This window comes from Roseibium sp. AWQ4_290, assembly GCF_056160985.1.
Genome location: NZ_JBSWYG010000007.1, coordinates 183,998 through 199,714, shown reverse-complemented (window position 1 = coordinate 199,714; position 15,717 = coordinate 183,998). Strand labels below are relative to the sequence as shown.

The 15,717-nt window shown below is 58.2% G+C and carries 10 protein-coding genes and 1 tRNA gene; 7 read left to right on the top strand and 4 right to left on the bottom strand.

Going from position 1 to position 15,717, the window contains the following annotated elements:
• Positions 1–628: 628 nt before the first annotated feature.
• A tRNA-Leu gene (locus tag ACXAH0_RS09410) sits at positions 629–714 on the bottom strand.
• Between the two features lie 232 nt (positions 715–946).
• On the opposite strand from ACXAH0_RS09410, the gene map reads away from it, so the two are divergent.
• The 3 genes from map to ACXAH0_RS09395 all read left to right on the top strand — a co-directional run bounded on the left by map (position 947) and on the right by ACXAH0_RS09395 (position 4,948).
• Complete coding sequence (gene map / locus ACXAH0_RS09405; RefSeq protein WP_475190588.1) at positions 947–1,777, top strand: type I methionyl aminopeptidase; 831 nt, start codon at positions 947–949, stop codon at positions 1,775–1,777.
• A 7-nt stretch (positions 1,778–1,784) separates the two neighbouring features.
• Positions 1,785–2,498: a RadC family protein gene (radC, locus tag ACXAH0_RS09400; RefSeq protein WP_475174553.1), complete on the top strand. Its 714-nt coding sequence runs from the start codon at positions 1,785–1,787 to the stop codon at positions 2,496–2,498.
• Positions 2,499–2,668: 170 nt separating this feature from the next.
• A complete protein-coding gene (locus tag ACXAH0_RS09395; RefSeq protein WP_475190584.1) occupies positions 2,669–4,948 on the top strand; it encodes a bifunctional diguanylate cyclase/phosphodiesterase in 2,280 nt (759 codons plus the stop codon).
• A gap of 57 nt (positions 4,949–5,005) precedes the next feature.
• Here the strand turns inward: ACXAH0_RS09395 and ACXAH0_RS09390 are convergent, their stop codons facing one another.
• Complete coding sequence (locus ACXAH0_RS09390; protein ID WP_475190637.1) at positions 5,006–5,902, bottom strand: ArgK/MeaB family GTPase; 897 nt, start codon at positions 5,900–5,902, stop codon at positions 5,006–5,008.
• Between the two features lie 65 nt (positions 5,903–5,967).
• Entirely contained in the window at positions 5,968–8,634 is a 2,667-nt protein-coding gene (ppdK, locus tag ACXAH0_RS09385; RefSeq protein WP_475190580.1) for a pyruvate, phosphate dikinase, read from the bottom strand.
• Positions 8,635–8,908: 274 nt separating this feature from the next.
• Between ppdK and ACXAH0_RS09380 the strand changes: the two genes are divergently transcribed.
• From ACXAH0_RS09380 to ACXAH0_RS09365, 4 genes are all read left to right on the top strand, one after another.
• On the top strand, positions 8,909–10,696 hold the full coding sequence (locus ACXAH0_RS09380) for a tetratricopeptide repeat protein (protein ID WP_475190577.1): 1,788 nt from the start codon (positions 8,909–8,911) through the stop codon (positions 10,694–10,696).
• 11 nt (positions 10,697–10,707) lie between these two features.
• On the top strand, positions 10,708–11,589 hold the full coding sequence (locus ACXAH0_RS09375; RefSeq protein ID WP_475190574.1) for a 4-(cytidine 5'-diphospho)-2-C-methyl-D-erythritol kinase: 882 nt from the start codon (positions 10,708–10,710) through the stop codon (positions 11,587–11,589).
• A 234-nt stretch (positions 11,590–11,823) separates the two neighbouring features.
• Entirely contained in the window at positions 11,824–12,858 is a 1,035-nt protein-coding gene (locus ACXAH0_RS09370) for an acyltransferase family protein (protein ID WP_475190572.1), read from the top strand.
• A 650-nt stretch (positions 12,859–13,508) separates the two neighbouring features.
• Positions 13,509–14,455 (top strand): IS630 family transposase gene (locus ACXAH0_RS09365; RefSeq protein ID WP_475190571.1). Its coding sequence is split into 2 segments (ribosomal slippage): positions 13,509–13,848 and positions 13,848–14,455, totalling 948 coding nucleotides; the frame shifts between segments, so codons are not numbered across the junction.
• Between the two features lie 164 nt (positions 14,456–14,619).
• Here ACXAH0_RS09365 and ACXAH0_RS09360 read toward each other — a convergent pair.
• Entirely contained in the window at positions 14,620–15,636 is a 1,017-nt protein-coding gene (locus ACXAH0_RS09360; RefSeq protein WP_475174542.1) for a polyprenyl synthetase family protein, read from the bottom strand.
• Between the last annotated feature and the right edge of the window lie 81 nt (positions 15,637–15,717).

Here is a 15,717-nt window from a genome sequence, read left to right as displayed (position 1 = left end):
CTGATTTTTAGAAGCTTTCCAGGAAACTCTGTTGCCATCCGAAACCAAACTCACACAGAGTCGGACAGAAACTCGCACAAATTCAGTCAGTAAACAGAACGAAATGCCGATCCGGTCTCTTAGTTTGTTGCCGTATCTCTAACTCCACTCGGCACGAAAGAGCGCGTGACATAGCCGTAAAAGAATCCATTTTTGACAATGTAACTGAAAAATACACTATCTCATTGTTCTTTGTATTCTTCCCAAACCAAGAAATACACTGGGTTGTCTTCGATCCATTTAAACTTCTGGGGGGATGACCGATATTCCATCGACAACAGAAAACTGCAAGGACCAGGAAAGAAGCACAGGAAAGTCAAGATCGTCGCAAATCCGGTGCCAAAACGTAGTAGAATAGGTGCTTCAGGAAACTTTCCGACGCTGACTGCGATTGCCAGAATACTACCCACAGCAGCCAAAAAAATGGCCAGACATAAAATACAATGTTTCCTTTTCAATGATTTGTTCCAACCATGTCGCAATGCTGTGGAGACTGAATATGACCGTCTCATAACTTTCTAGCATGATCAAGACCTGACAACTTTACGTTGCTTGCCATCTCACAACCAAGATACAAATTACAATGGTTTGGTGCGGGCGACGGGACTCGAACCCGTACAGCCTAGGGCCGAGGGATTTTAAGTCCCTTGTGTCTACCAGTTCCACCACGCCCGCCTGACCTTCTCCCCTATCCGGCTTGAGCGGTTTTCGCAAGCTGCCCGGGACTGTTTTGACAAAAGCGGCGTCAAGTTTCCACGGCCGCATCATTTTCAGGGGAATGGACGCTGGAAATTGAACCCGCCCGGCGGTATGTGGGATATTCAAGTGCCAAAGCGGCTGTGTCCGGCCCGGCAATACGCTTATACTGCGCAGAGCCCGCAGCCCCAGAATTGAGACGTGAAACGCCATGGTCAGCTATATTGAAGCCGCAGAAGCCCCGCTGAAGAACACCGGCCAGGTCCGGCTTTACGGCAAGGATGATTTCGACGGCATGATGCGCGCCGGGCAATTGACGGCCGCCTGTCTGGATGAGCTTGCAGCCCTCGTCAAACCGGGCACCACCACCCAGGAAATCGACGATTTCGTCTACCAGTATGGCCGGGACCATGGAGCCCTGCCCGCCACGCTGAATTACCGTGGCTATACCAAGTCCAGCTGCACGTCGATCAACCACGTTGTCTGTCACGGCATCCCCAATGACAAGGCGCTGCGGGACGGGGACATCGTCAATATCGATGTCACCTATATTCTGCACGGCTGGCACGGGGATTCCAGCCGGATGTATCCGGTCGGCCAGCTGAAGCGGGCCGCCGAGCGGCTGATCGATGTAACTTACGAGTCCCTGATGCGCGGCATAGAGGCCGCCAAGCCCGGCAACACGACCGGCGACATAGGGGCCGCCATCCAGACCTTTGTCGAAGCGCAGCGCTGTGCGGTCGTGCGCGATTTCTGTGGCCACGGCGTTGGCCTTCTCTTCCACGACACCCCGAATATCCTGCATTATGGGCGGCCGGGCGAAGGCGTGGAACTCAAACCCGGCATGATCTTCACGATCGAGCCGATGGTCAATCTGGGCCGCCCCCATGTGAAAGTGCTCTCTGACGGCTGGACAGCCGTCACCCGGGACCGGTCCCTGTCGGCCCAGTTCGAACATTCCATCGGCATCACCCCTGAGGGTTGCCAGATCTTCACCACCTCCCCGAACGGCCTTCACAAGCCCGGCCGGCCGGACGGCTAGGCAAACGATGGCTGACCCTGAGGCGGAAGATCCAAAGCCCGCACCCGGCCCCCCAGGCCATGCGGGCCACCGTCAACGCCTGCGGGAGCGGTTCCGCAGCGCAGGTGCAGACAGTCTTGCCGATTATGAGCTGCTGGAATTTCTGCTGTTCTCCGCCCTACCCCGCCGGGACACAAAGCCGATTGCCAAGGCCCTGCTGCATCGCTTCGGCTCCTTTTCCGCTGCCCTTGCCGCTCCGAGAGCCCGACTGAAAGAGCTGTCCGGCCTGTCGGATGTGAGCATCGACACGCTTAAAGGCGTCCATGCGGCCATCATCCGCTATCACCGGGCCGACCTGTCTGGGCGCCCGCTGCTTGATTCCTGGATCAAGGTTCTCAACTATTTGCAAGCCTCCATGGAGCTTGCCAGTGTCGAACAGTTCCGGATCCTGTTTCTGGACAAGAAAAATGGCCTGATCGCCGACGAGGTGCAGCAGACCGGAACCGTCGACCACACGCCAGTCTATCCCCGCGAAGTCATCCGCCGGGCGCTGGAGCTTTCCGCAACTGCGCTGATCCTGGTGCACAATCACCCCTCTGGCGATCCGACACCCTCCAGGGCGGACATCCAGATGACCAAAACCATTATCGAGATCGCCACACCGCTTGGCATCGAGATCCATGATCACGTGATCATCGGGCTGCGCGCCCATGTCAGCCTGCGCAGTCTTCAGCTGATCTGAGCCGCATACCAGTCAAAAGATACAGACAGATACAACCACTTTGCGGAGACCCTGACCTCCTGCAGAGGAAATTTGTGATGAATCAAATTTTACCAATATTTTACTAAGATCTTGGAAGCATTCCTTAACTTGCCTCATCAATACTCGGCTCAGATCAAATGGGCCTTTGCATGAAACGACCGATTCAAAATTACGGCGGGCACATCGCCAGCGCGATTATTTTTCCGATGCTGATAGTCGTGATGACATCTGTCCTCAGCATTTTCGCTTTGATGAACTGGTCTGCGCGCCTGTCCGACGAAACGGCGGAAGATGCTCAGTACAAGCTCGTCGCCGGGGCGTTGCAGCTGACTGAAAACTACATCGCCAAGCAGCAGACCGGCGTCGTGATCTGGGACGAGGCCTATAGTGCGGTCAACACGCCAGACCCCGATCTGGGCTGGATCTACGACAACATGACCAACTGGCTGTCCCGGAATCACGGCTTTACCAGATCGCTTCTGGTCGGACCGGACGAAAGTATCCTTTCGGTCTTTTCCGATGACAATGATGTCAGATGGGTTTCCGATCTCGTTCTGGACGAATTGGACCCAGCCGTTGCCAAGGTCCGGGCGCGGTTCATCACCTCCTTCAAGAAAATGCCTTCCGGTCTTTTTGTGTTCATGCCCAAGGGGGGGGACACCCATCTGTCCATTGCCGAAACCGGTATTGTTCGGTTGTTCGGCGAGCCTTATCTCTTCAGCGCTGCGGCTGTGGTGCCCCAGATACAGACCATTTTCGCCCACCGCCGCCCGCCGGCTGTTCTCGTCAGCCTGATCCCGCTACGCGGCCAGAAACTGGCCAATATCTCCGACATGTCCCGTCTTGAAGGCTTCGTTCTGGCAAATGCGCAAATCGAGCGGCACGGGGTTGGCGCTTACCAGCTGATATCCCCGCGCGGCAAGGATGTGGGCGTGATTGCCTGGAAGGCGAGCCAGCCCGGCACCCAGATGCTGGAACGGATCAACCCGTTCCTGGCAGTCGCGGCCCTTTTGATTGCAGCCGTTGTGATCGCGGTCACGATCTTCACCCGGCAGATGACCAAGCGGCTGGCCCGCAGTGAGGCCAAAGCGGTGCATGCAGCCCAGCATGATGCCCTGTCGGGCCTGCCCAACCGGGCCAGCTTCCAGACCATGCTGAGCACGGTACTGGAGGAAAGCCTTCAAAAGGGCTCCCGGACCGCCGTCATCTATATCGATCTGGACCACTTCAAGGACATCAACGATACGCTGGGCCATTCGGCCGGTGACAAGGTTATTGTTGCCGTGGCCGAGCGCCTGCGCAAGGTTGTCCCTGTAAGCAGCATCGTGGCACGCATCAGCGGCGACGAATTTGCCATGGTGATCCGCAACTGTGCCAATGACGAGTGGCTGGATTATATTCTGGACCAGCTGCAGGACGAAATCGCCCGGCCTGTCACAATCGGCCGCAGAGAAATCTTCGTCAGCCTGTCCATGGGCGCTGCCGTTTCGCCCGATGATGGCGAGAACCCGGACGAATTGCTGCGCAAGGCGGATATTGCCCTTTATGACGCCAAGGCCAATGGCCGCAACCGGCGTTCCTTCTTCGAACCCACCATGGAACAGCATGTCCAGTCCAAGGACGAAATGTCCCGGGAGCTGAGGCTGGCCCTGATGAATGACGAACTGGACCTTGCCTATCAGCCCCAGTCGGATACGGACGCCAAGAAAATCGTGACCGTGGAAGCCCTGGCCCGCTGGACCAAGAAAGACGGCACGGTCATTCCCCCGTCTATGTTCATTCCGGTTGCCGAGGAAACCGGCCTGATCAATGATCTGGGCATCTGGGTTCTGAACAAGGCCTGCGCGCGGGCCCATGACTGGCCAGGCATCGTGGTGTCGGTCAACGTATCGCCGAACCAGTTCAAACATCCGCGCTTTGTCGAGAAGGTCATGGCCATTCTGGCCGCCAACAGCCTGCCGCCGGAACGGCTGGAAATAGAAGTCACCGAGAGTGTCTTCGCCGGGCGCAACGACACCATCCTGAACGCTCTCCGGCGCCTGAAAGGCCTCGGCGTCAAGGTGGCTCTGGACGATTTCGGCTCCGGCTATTCAAGCCTCAGCTATCTGCGCCGGTTCCCCTTTGACACGCTCAAGATCGACCGGGACTTTGTCTCCGACATGAACGGCAATGCGGAGGCGGAAGCCATTCTTGTATCGATCATTCAGCTGGGCAAGGCGCTCGGAATGACGATTGTTGCAGAAGGGATCGAGACCCTCGACCAGATCCGCTTCCTGCAGACCCATGACTGCCACCGGATGCAGGGCTATTTCATCTCCAAGCCCCTGGCCAGCAAGGCTTTGACACAGTTCCTCAACGACTTCCACAATCCGGCGACGGAGGATCTGGTGGAAGACATCGAATACCGGGCCCTGCGCGCGGAAGGCTGATCGGTGCGGGGCGTGGGCGCGCCCCGCAGGTCTCCCCGTCAGACGCGGATCAGATCCTTAGGCGGAAAAATCAGACAGCCGCCGGTTCAGCCGCACCTCAAATTCGAAAAAACTGGTAAAGGGCCGGGTCTGAACCTGTTGCCGCATCTCCTGCGTCCGGTCCGCCCCTGCAAGCTCCAGCCCCGCCTGGCCGAACCGGCTACGGACCATATCCTTGAACCAGCTGGCCTGCTGCCCCTGGCGCCGCGCCGCCACATCTCCAGCGCGCAGGACCGCGCGGTGCCCGGCAACCTTTTCCACCAGGGTGTCAATGCCGGTTCGGGCCTGTGCAGATACTTCAACAACCGGCACCTGCCATTCCCCAGGCGCTCCCTGGCTGAGGGACAGCGCCCCGGCCACATCGGACGCGGCCCGCCGGGCCAGTGTACCCATATCCGCCTTGGTCACAGCAACCAGGTCCGGCAGTTCCATGATGCCCGCCTTCATGAATTGCAGACTGTCGCCCGAACCCGGCTGAATGCAGAGCAGCACCGTGTCGGCCACCTGTTTCACGTCCCCTTCCGACTGGCCGATGCCGACCGTTTCCACAATCACCTGATCGCAGACCGCCCGCAGCAGCGCGAGAGCGGCCACCGTATGGTCGGAGAGGCCGCCCAGCCGGTCCCGAGCGGCCATGGAACGGACAAACACATCGCGGTCGTCCGGATCGGTCTTCAAACGCGTCCGGTCGCCCAGAAGCGCCCCGCCGGACACCGCAGAGGACGGATCGACCGCCAGAACCGCCACCTTGTGGCCCTGTTTGCGGTAAGCGGAGATCAGCGCGTCGGTAAGGCTCGACTTGCCGACACCCGGCGGACCGGTGAGCCCCAGAACATGGCCTGAAGCCTGCGCACAGGCCTCATCCAGAAAATTGGCTGTCTCAAGATCCCCGGACCGGGTTTCCAGGCGCGTCAGGGCGCGGGCGAGCAGGCGTTTGTCCCCTGCCCGCAGCGCGTCAAAGGTTGGGAACCCGGCCAGCCTCAGCCCCTGTGTTTCAAGGCGGACTGGGCCGCCGCCAGCCGGGCAATCGGCACCCGGAAGGGCGAGCAGGACACATAGTCGAGGCCAACGCTTTCGCAGAAGGAAATCGAAGCCGGGTCGCCGCCATGTTCCCCGCAAATGCCAAGTTTGATGTCCGGACGGGTCGAGCGCCCGCGCTGCACACCGATGCGGATCAGCTCTCCCACCCCGTCGGGATCCAGCGAGACAAACGGGTCTTGCTCCAAAATCCCCCGGCTTTGATAGGTCCCGAGGAATGACGCAGCATCGTCGCGGGAAATGCCGAATGTTGTCTGAGTGAGATCATTCGTGCCGAAGGAGAAGAACTCCGCCGACTGGGCAATCTCGGCCGCCTTCAGGGCTGCTCGGGGCAATTCCACCATGGTACCGATCTGATAGGTCAGCTCCGTGCCGCTTTCCCCGGCAACGGCCGCAGCCATGGCCTCGATGCTCTGGCGCACAAGGTCCAGCTCGCCTTTCAGGCCGACCAGCGGCACCATGATCTCCGGCACAACCGGCGCCCCGGTCTTTCGGGCTGCCGCCACGGCGGCTTCAAAAATGGCCCGGGACTGCATTTCGGCAATTTCCGGATAGGACACCAGCAACCGGCAGCCGCGGTGGCCCAGCATCGGGTTGAATTCTTCAAGCGCCAGCGCCCGGTCCCGCAGAAGATCCGGATCGGCGCCCATCGCCCGCGCAACTTCGCGCAGCTCTTCATCTGATTTCGGCAGGAATTCATGCAAGGGGGGATCCAGCAGACGGATGGTCACCGGCAGGCCGTGCATGATTTCAAACAGATCGGTAAAATCCTGGCGCTGCATCGGCAAAAGCTTGGCCAGCGCCGCCCGGCGGCCCTCTTCCGTATCGGAGAGGATCATTTCACGGACAGCGACAATGCGCTCCCCTTCAAAGAACATGTGCTCCGTGCGGCAAAGCCCGATGCCCTCGGCGCCGAATTCCCGAGCGACCTTGGCATCCTGCGGGGTTTCTGCGTTGGTCCGCACGGTCATGCGCCGCACCCGGTCGGCCCACCCCATCAAGATACCGAAATCGCCTGAGAGTGTCGGCTGCAGCATCGTCACCTCACCGCAAAGCACCTGGCCGGTTGCTCCGTCAATGGTGATGATATCGCCTTCCTTCAGCTGACGGCCGCCCGCATTGATCACGCCGTTACGATAGTCGATGCGCAGCATACCAGCCCCGGCGACACAGGGTTTGCCCATGCCGCGCGCAACTACCGCCGCATGGCTTGTCATTCCGCCGCGGCTGGTCAGGATTCCTTCGGCAGCATGCATGCCGTGAATGTCTTCCGGGCTGGTTTCCACCCGCACCAGGATCACCTTGCGCCCGTCTGCCTTCGCCTTTTCCGCATCGTTAGACGAAAACACGATAGCGCCTGAGGCCGCCCCCGGAGAGGCCGGCAGGCCGGTGGTCACAACATCCCGCTCCGCCTTGGGATCAATCGTTGGATGGAGCAGCTGGTCCAGCGCGCCTGGCTCCACCCGGCCCACCGCCTCTTCTTCCCCCAAAAGACCTTCCGCGACCATGTCAACGGCAATCTTGAGCGCCGCCTTGGCCGTGCGTTTGCCCGCCCGGGTCTGCAGCATCCATAGCTTGCCCTTCTCGATGGTGAATTCGAGGTCCTGCATGTCCTTGTAGTGGGCTTCCAGCTTGGCGCAGTACGTTTCAAACTCCGCGAAGGCCTCCGGCATCAGGGCTTCCAGGGACGGGCTGGACGATCCCGCCTCCTTGCGGGCCTTTTCGGTAATGTCCTGAGGGGTACGGATCCCGGCAACCACATCCTCGCCCTGGGCATTGACCAGAAATTCGCCGTAAAGCGCCTTCTCACCGGTGGACGGATTGCGGGTGAAGGCAACACCGGTCGCCGAGCTGTCCCCCATATTGCCAAAGACCATGGCCTGCACGTTGACCGCCGTGCCCCAGTCACCCGGAATGTCATGCAGGCGCCGGTAGGTCACGGCGCGGGGCACCATCCAGGAGCTGAACACCGCACCGATCGCACCCCAAAGCTGTTCCTGCGGGTCCTGGGGAAACGGCTTTTCCAAAGCCTCTTCCACCAGCCCCTTGAATTTCGCGATGATCCCAAGCCAGGCTTCCGCATCAATCTGGGTGTCGAGCGTCAGCTCGTTGCGCTCCTTGTATTCTTCCAGAATTTCCTCAAATTCGTGATGGTCGAGCCCAAGCACCACATCGGAATACATCTGGATAAAGCGGCGGTAGCTGTCATAGGCAAAGCGGCGGTCACCCGATTCGCGGGCAATGGCCTCAACGGTTTCATCGTTGAGACCGAGATTGAGCACCGTGTCCATCATGCCAGGCATGGAGACGCGCGCACCGGAGCGCACGGACACCAGCAGCGGGCGCTCCGGGTCGCCGAAGGCCCGGCCGGTTGCTGCGCCGACTTTCGCAAGCGCATCCGCGACTTCGCTGGTCAGGGTCTCCGGATAGGCCTTGTCATGGGCATAATACCAGGTGCAGACTTCAGTGGTGATGGTGAACCCGGGCGGAACCGGCAGGCCTAGGCTGCTCATTTCAGCAAGATTGGCGCCTTTCCCTCCAAGAAGATTGCGCATATCCGCAGCGCCTTCTGCAGCGCCATTGCCGAAACTGTAGACCCACTTGGCCATTTTCACTCTCCTTGCCGCGCGCAAGAGGCGGTCTGCCTCCCGTATTTTTGCACCGCACATTCCTGCTACGGCAAGCCATGGGCTTCAAGCCCTTTTTGGGTCAAAGCTCCCCAGTTTCGACCTAAGTCGCAGGAATTCCGACAGCGGGCAAAATCAAAAGGATTTAAACCCTCAGAAAGTTTCCCCCCGCGCCTTGCCGAGGGGCCTTAAAGACGCCATTGTCAAAGGGAATAAGCAAAGATCCTGTTTGCCCATCGAACCAGAAGTGCGAAAAATGATGATGAAAGTGCCAGGCGCCGTTTCCCGGATGGACCGCAAGACCTCCAGGGTCAAGGCCCTTGCGCTGGCAAGCGCGCTTGCTCTTGCCCCTGCTGCCGCCAGCGCGGAAACCCACAGCACCAAGGATCAGTTCGGCACCCCATCCAGCCTGCCCTTCACGCTGTCGGGCAGCTACCTGGCCGGTCGTCTGGCCGGGTTCCAGAAGGATTACGGGCACGCCGCCGCCTTCTATGAAGAAACGCTTGCGGCCGATCCCACCAACCCGATGCTGCTGGAACGGACATTCCTGTCCAAACTGGCCAATGGCGATGTGGACGAGGCCGTCCACTTTGCGGGCGAACTGGAAAAGGCGGGCCGGGAAAACTTCCTGGCACAGCTCGCCATTGGCGGCCAGCTGATGCTTGAAGGCAATTACAAGGACGCAGAACAGGAACTTTCCAAGGGCCGAAATGGCCCGCTGGCCCAACTCTCTATCGGCATTTCCCGCGCCTGGGCGCTTTATGGCAGCGGCAAGGTCGATGAAGCCCTGAAAGTCATTGACGAACTGAAGGGGCCGGACTGGTTCGAGGTCTTCAAGGCAACCCACAAGGCCCATATCCAGTTCGACGCCGGCCGCCCACAGGATGCGCTCACGACTATCGAAGGGGCTTATGCACTCGATCAGGGCGCCATCCGGGTGGTGGACGCCTATGCCCGCATCCTGGCGGCCAATGCGCGCCAGAAGGACGCCATTGCCGCACTGGACCGGTATGACGAGCAGTTCCGCGGCCATCCCAAGATTGACCAGACCCGGAAAGTGATCGAGAGCGGCGACGTGATCGCACCCATGGTCTCCGACCCGTCCCAGGGCATGTCGGAAATCCTCTACGGGCTTGGTGCCGTGATCGGCCGGGATGGTGGTGAGGAACTGTCCACCTCCTATCTGCAGCTGGCCCTGCATCTGGACCCGAAGGCTGAATTCGCAGCCATTGCCCTTGGCACCGTGTTTGAGCGCATGGACCAGCCAGCCCGGGCGATTGAAGCCTTTTCCAAAGTGCCGGAGGACAGTGTTCTCAAGCGCGAAGCGGAAATCCAGGTTGGCCTGAACTACAATTCCCTGGACCAGTTGGACGAGGCCCGCAGCCATCTGGAAGCGCTGATCAAGGCCGATCCCTCAGATCTGGAAGCCGTGATCGCCCTTGGAAACATTCTGCGCGCGCATGAGCTCTATGGCGACGCCGACAAGGTCTACACAAAGGGTCTCGACACGATTGCGGAGCTGCAGCCGCGCGATTGGCTGATCCTCTATTTCCGGGGCATAAGCCGGGAGCGTCTGGGCGAATGGGATCTGGCGGAAGCCGACTTCCGCAAAGCGCTGGAGCTGAACGAGAATCAGCCGCTGGTCCTCAATTATCTCGGCTATTCCCTGGTGGATCAGGGCCTGAAACTGGATGAAGCGCTCGACATGATCAAGACGGCGGTCGACCTGCGTCCGACCGACGGCTATATCGTCGACAGTCTCGGCTGGGTCTATTTCCGCCTCGGCCGCTATGAAGAAGCGGTGACCGAACTGGAACGGGCCATCGAGTTACGCCCGGCCGACCCGGTCATCAACGACCATCTGGGCGATGCCTACTGGATGGTCGGGCGCCGCAACGAAGCCCGGTTCCAGTGGAACCATGCCCGTGATCTGGGGCCGGAGGAAAAGGAACTTCCCAAGATCCTCGACAAGATTGCCAACGGCCTGAAGGACGTGCCGGGAACTGATGCGGCCAAGGCCGACAGCGATCAGAACGGCGGATAAGCGGCCCCTCCATGACTTCTTCCGATCCTGTGGCGCCCCGGGCAGAACTCGCCCGGGCGAAGGTCAATCTGGCACTGCACATCACCGGACGGCGGGCCGACGGCTATCACGAACTGGACTCCCTGGTGGCCTTTCCCCAGATCGGTGACCGGCTCGCCCTGGAACCGTCCGGAGACCTGGAACTTGCCCTGGAAGGGCCCTTTGCGCGGGATCTGGACGGACCGCCGGACAGCAATCTGATCCTGAAAGCGGTCCGGGCTTTTGCCATAGCCGCCGGGTGCCCAGTGCCCCGGGTCAAGCTGACCTTGACCAAACGCCTGCCCGTCGCCTCCGGCATTGGCGGCGGCTCCAGCGACGCGGCCACCACCTTGCGGCTGCTGGAAGACGCTACAGACCAGTATCTGCCCGAAGAGACCCTGCACGCTGTTGCCCTGTCTCTGGGGTCCGACGTTCCCGTCTGCCTGGATCCAAAGCCTCAGATCATGCGCGGCATTGGCGGGGACATCTCGCCCGGCCCGAACCTGCCTGCCTGCGGCATCGTTCTGGTCAACCCAAAGGTGGGGGTCTCAACACCTGCCGTCTTCAAAGCGCTGGCCAAGCGGGACAATCCGGGCCTTCCCGGTCTTCCGGCCCGGTTTGAAAGCCTGTCCGCTCTTGTGGCCTGGCTGAGCACCTGCCGGAACGATCTTGAAGCCCCGGCCGCCGGCATCTGCCCGGACATTGCCGAAGTGCTCAGTGCCCTCAAGGCGGATGAGCGTGTGGTCTTAGCCCGTATGTCCGGGTCTGGCGCCACCGTGTTCGGCCTGTGCGCCCCGCAAGATGCGGTCAGTATCGAACGCGCTTTACGGGTCTCCCACCGGCACTGGTGGATCGCCTCGGGGCCGCTGGCCTGAGGTGGGCCCGAAGACATCCCTGACAGATTTCGAGCTACTACCACGGAAACTTTATTTCAGTAGAAATAGATCAACAGATTGGCATTTCCTAGCAGCGTGCGAAAATTATTTACGTTATCATCTTGTATAGTCGGCCAGCCGCAGCTAATAAATAAAAAAAGTCGAGATATTTTTATTTTATCCAGAAGACTTAGAATGACAAATAATTACCTTAATAATATTAAGGGGTAAATATTGAAGCACATAAAAGAACTTACTTCGTTAAGAGCATTTGCGGCGTTTATAGTCGTGATTTTTCATATGTATTTTAAGGAAGGGTCTGACGGTATACTGCACAGAATGATTTCCGACGGGCACTTGGGCGTCGATTTATTCTTTATATTGAGCGGCTTCATTTTACCATATGTGTACCACGAGGCATGGTCGAAGGGTGAATTTCACTATCTCGATTTCCTCAAGAATCGGATTGCTCGCGTTTATCCCCTACATCTGTTCATGATCCTTCTCTTTTTGATCGCTTACCAGGCGGCAGCAACCCTGGGTCGGTCAAATTTTGAAGGTGCTGACTATCAAGCCTTGCCATTTCATGTCCTGGGTCTGCATGCTTGGGGTTTCCTTGATGGGCATAAGTGGAACTTCCCATCCTGGTCAATTAGTGCCGAGTTTTTCGCCTATCTTCTCTTTCCGCTTGCTTTGTTCCTCATGCTTCGGATGAGTGCGAAGCTGTCTCTTGTCGTCGCACTTCTGATCTTTCTAGCGACACATCTGTTAGCTGCCTCACAAGGAAAAGCACTAACAAAAATGATGTATGACTTTGGTATTCTTAGAATATCAGGTGAGTTCTTAATTGGAATTTCATTGTTCCAAATTTTCAATGAAAATAAAGTTCCCGCCCGTATTGCAAGACCGGGTTCTTTACTAACTCTGTTAGCGATATTTTTTGGCGTCTATTTTCAAATAAACGAGAGCCTTATCGTCCTAATGTTGGCTGCACTTATTTTCTTTGTTGCGCTGTTGAGCCGTGACGAACAGCCAAATTTCTTGAGACATCCGGCTCTTGTTTACTTGGGCGAGATCTCCTACGCGACCTACATGGTTCATATTCTCGTTCTTATGTCCGCAAGGTCTGTCTTGCCAGCTTCGCTTGTAAACGTGCTGTCAATCGTAGTCATTTACGTTAGCTCGGCATTGCTTTACCACATAGTTGAAGTTCCCTGTCGCAAGTACCTGCGGTCCCTTTTTCGGGTGACAAATACAAAACGCAATTGATCAGAAGGAGGTTTCACATTTCAAGTGCAACACCGATGTCTTTGCGAAAGCCTCGCAACGAGGAGCCCGAGGCATTTTTGCGGCGTTGAGTTTTGGAGCAACGTCAGCGTTTCTCTGGCTGCATCCATCCAGGTTTGAATGTCTTTTTTCTTAGAAGGTCACAGCCTATGTGGCGATTTCCGCTTTCAATTGGACCCCGATGCCTGGGGACTGCAGCTGGACACTCGCAAAACCCCATTTTTGAAATCGGCTATGCCTGTCAACGGGCGTTTGTTTCATGTTGGTTCGCGGCATGAAGCCAACTTGATCAACAGATTTCACGTACTGAAAAACGTGCTCTGAGGTTTTTGTGAGTGTCCAGATGGGTTTTTATCAATTGTGATTGGTATTGCAGATTTCCCACCGGCACTGGTGGATCGCCTCGGGGCCGCTGGCCTGAGGTGGGCCCGAAGACATCCCTGACAGATTTCGACGCAACGCCACAAATCACCAGCGCAACGCCTTCGTCCCAGCAACAGGTTGCAACAAAAAGTCCGACATCCCGAGAGACAGTTTCTAGAGCATTTTGATTGAACACAGAGTCGATTTTGGATTCCCTTTTTGTGATTTGAGTGATTCATAGGTTTCCATCTGATTTGATGGAGGACTATATGGCGCGGGCTTACGGATCCGATCTTCGCCGCCGTGTTGTTGATGCGATTGAAGGTGGCCTATCGACGCGTGCGGTGGCTCAGCGCTTTTCAGTCGGGATCTCGACCGCCGGTTCCTGGCACCGTCATTGGCGTCGGACTGGCAGCTATGAAGCGCAGCGCCAAGGCAGCCGAGGTGGCTCGGTTCTGGATGGTCACAAGGACTTTCTTCTTGGCCTGATTGAAAGCAAGGCTGATATCACTTTGCAGGAGATGGCCGAACAGCTCCAGATGCAGCAGTCGTTGCAGGTCGACCCCACGACGATCTGGTACTATCTGCGCCGCCTTGGGCTGACGTATAAAAAAAGACAGCGCATGCAGAAGAGCAGCAGCGTCCCGATGTCCTGAAGCGTCGGCAGTCCTGGTTTGAAGGCCAGCCCGAGCTTGACCCGGATCGGCTGGTCTTCATTGACGAGACCGGCGCCTCCACGAAGATGGCAAGGCTTTACGGACGGTCACGGCGCGGAGAGCGCTGCCGCGCAGCCATTCCGCACGGGCACTGGAAAACAACGACATTTGTCGGTGCCCTCAGGCGTCATGGCATGACCGCTCCCATGGTGCTGGATGGCGCTATGCATGGCGCCGCCTTCCTCGCCTATGTGGAGCAGGTTCTGGCCCCGACACTGAAACCCGGCGACATCGTCATCATGGACAATCTGCCCGCGCATAAGCCAGTCGCCATACGAGAAGCCATTGAGAAAACCGGAGCACGCTTACACTTCTTGCCGCCCTATAGCCCCGATTTCAATCCGATCGAAATGGCCTTCTCAAAACTCAAGTCCATTTTGAAAGCCAAGGCATGCCGCACAATCGACGAACTCTGGCAAACAATCGGAACCGCGATCGAAGCCTTCAAACCAGACGAATGTGCAAACTATTTCAAGGCCGCTGGATATGACCCGGTTTAAGGTCAAAATGCTCTAACCCCCGGGCCAGCCGGTTCGGCCCTGGCCCCCGGGCCTTTATACATAGCGTAATTCCGGCGGCCACTCTCCTGAGCCTATGATGCGGGGTCGTAACACACGCCCCAAGAGGCATAAAAGGAGAGTGGCCGCCGGAATTACGCTATGTATTAGCTCACCCGGGAGATGCAGAAGGCGACCGCATCGGCAAGCGCGTCGCTATGGACGCCCTTCGGCAGGCTTTCCAAAGCCTTCAGGGCGTTGTCGCCATAATCGCGCGCCCGTTGAACGGTGTCGGCCAGCGCATCATAGGTCTTCAGCAGCTCAATCGCCTGTTCCAGGTCACCGTCTTCCACGCTCTCGCCTTCCAGGCAGCGTTTCCAGAATGTCCGGTCCTGATCCGTTCCGCGCGCAACAGCCAGCACCACCGGCAAGGTGATTTTGCCTTCCCGGAAATCATCCCCCACATCCTTGCCGAGATCGGCTGACGACCCGCCATAATCCAGCGCGTCATCCACCAGCTGGAAAGCATAACCCAGTTCCATGCCATAGGTGCGGGCGGCCGCCTTCAAGGCATCGGACTGTCCGGCAATGACCGGGCCGACTTCGGCGGCGGCGGCGAACAACGCTGCCGTTTTGGCTTCGATCACGCGCAGATACTCGGCCTCCGTGGTGGCGATGTTCTTCGCCGCGCCCAATTGCAGCACTTCCCCTTCCGCAATCACGGCAGAGGCAGAGGACAAGATGCCCAGCGCTTCGAGCGAGCCCACATCCACCATCATCTTAAAGGCCTGGCCGAGCAGGTAGTCGCCCACCAGAACGCTGGCCTGATTGCCCCAGAGCTTCCGGGCCGCCAGTTTGCCCCGGCGCATGTCGCTTTCGTCCACAACATCATCATGCAGCAAGGTGGCCGTATGCATGAATTCAACACTGGCCGCCAGTGTGACATGGCCGTTGCCCTCATAGCCGAAGATATCTGCAAGGGCGAGCGTGAGCATCGGGCGCAGCCGTTTTCCGCCGGAAGAGATCAGGTGCTTGGCGATCTCCGGAATCAGATCAACATTGGATCCGGCCTTGGAAAGGATCAGCTCATTCACCTCCTCCATGCCCGGCGACACGAGGTCAACAAGCGGCTGGATGCTCGGACGGCGCGATTGAGTGTCAGAAAATGTTGCGACAACGGCCACTTATGGCACTCCCTGGATATTTGAGCGGACAATATGGCGCGAAGGCGCCCGGGGCAAGACGCCAATCCATTGACAAACAGG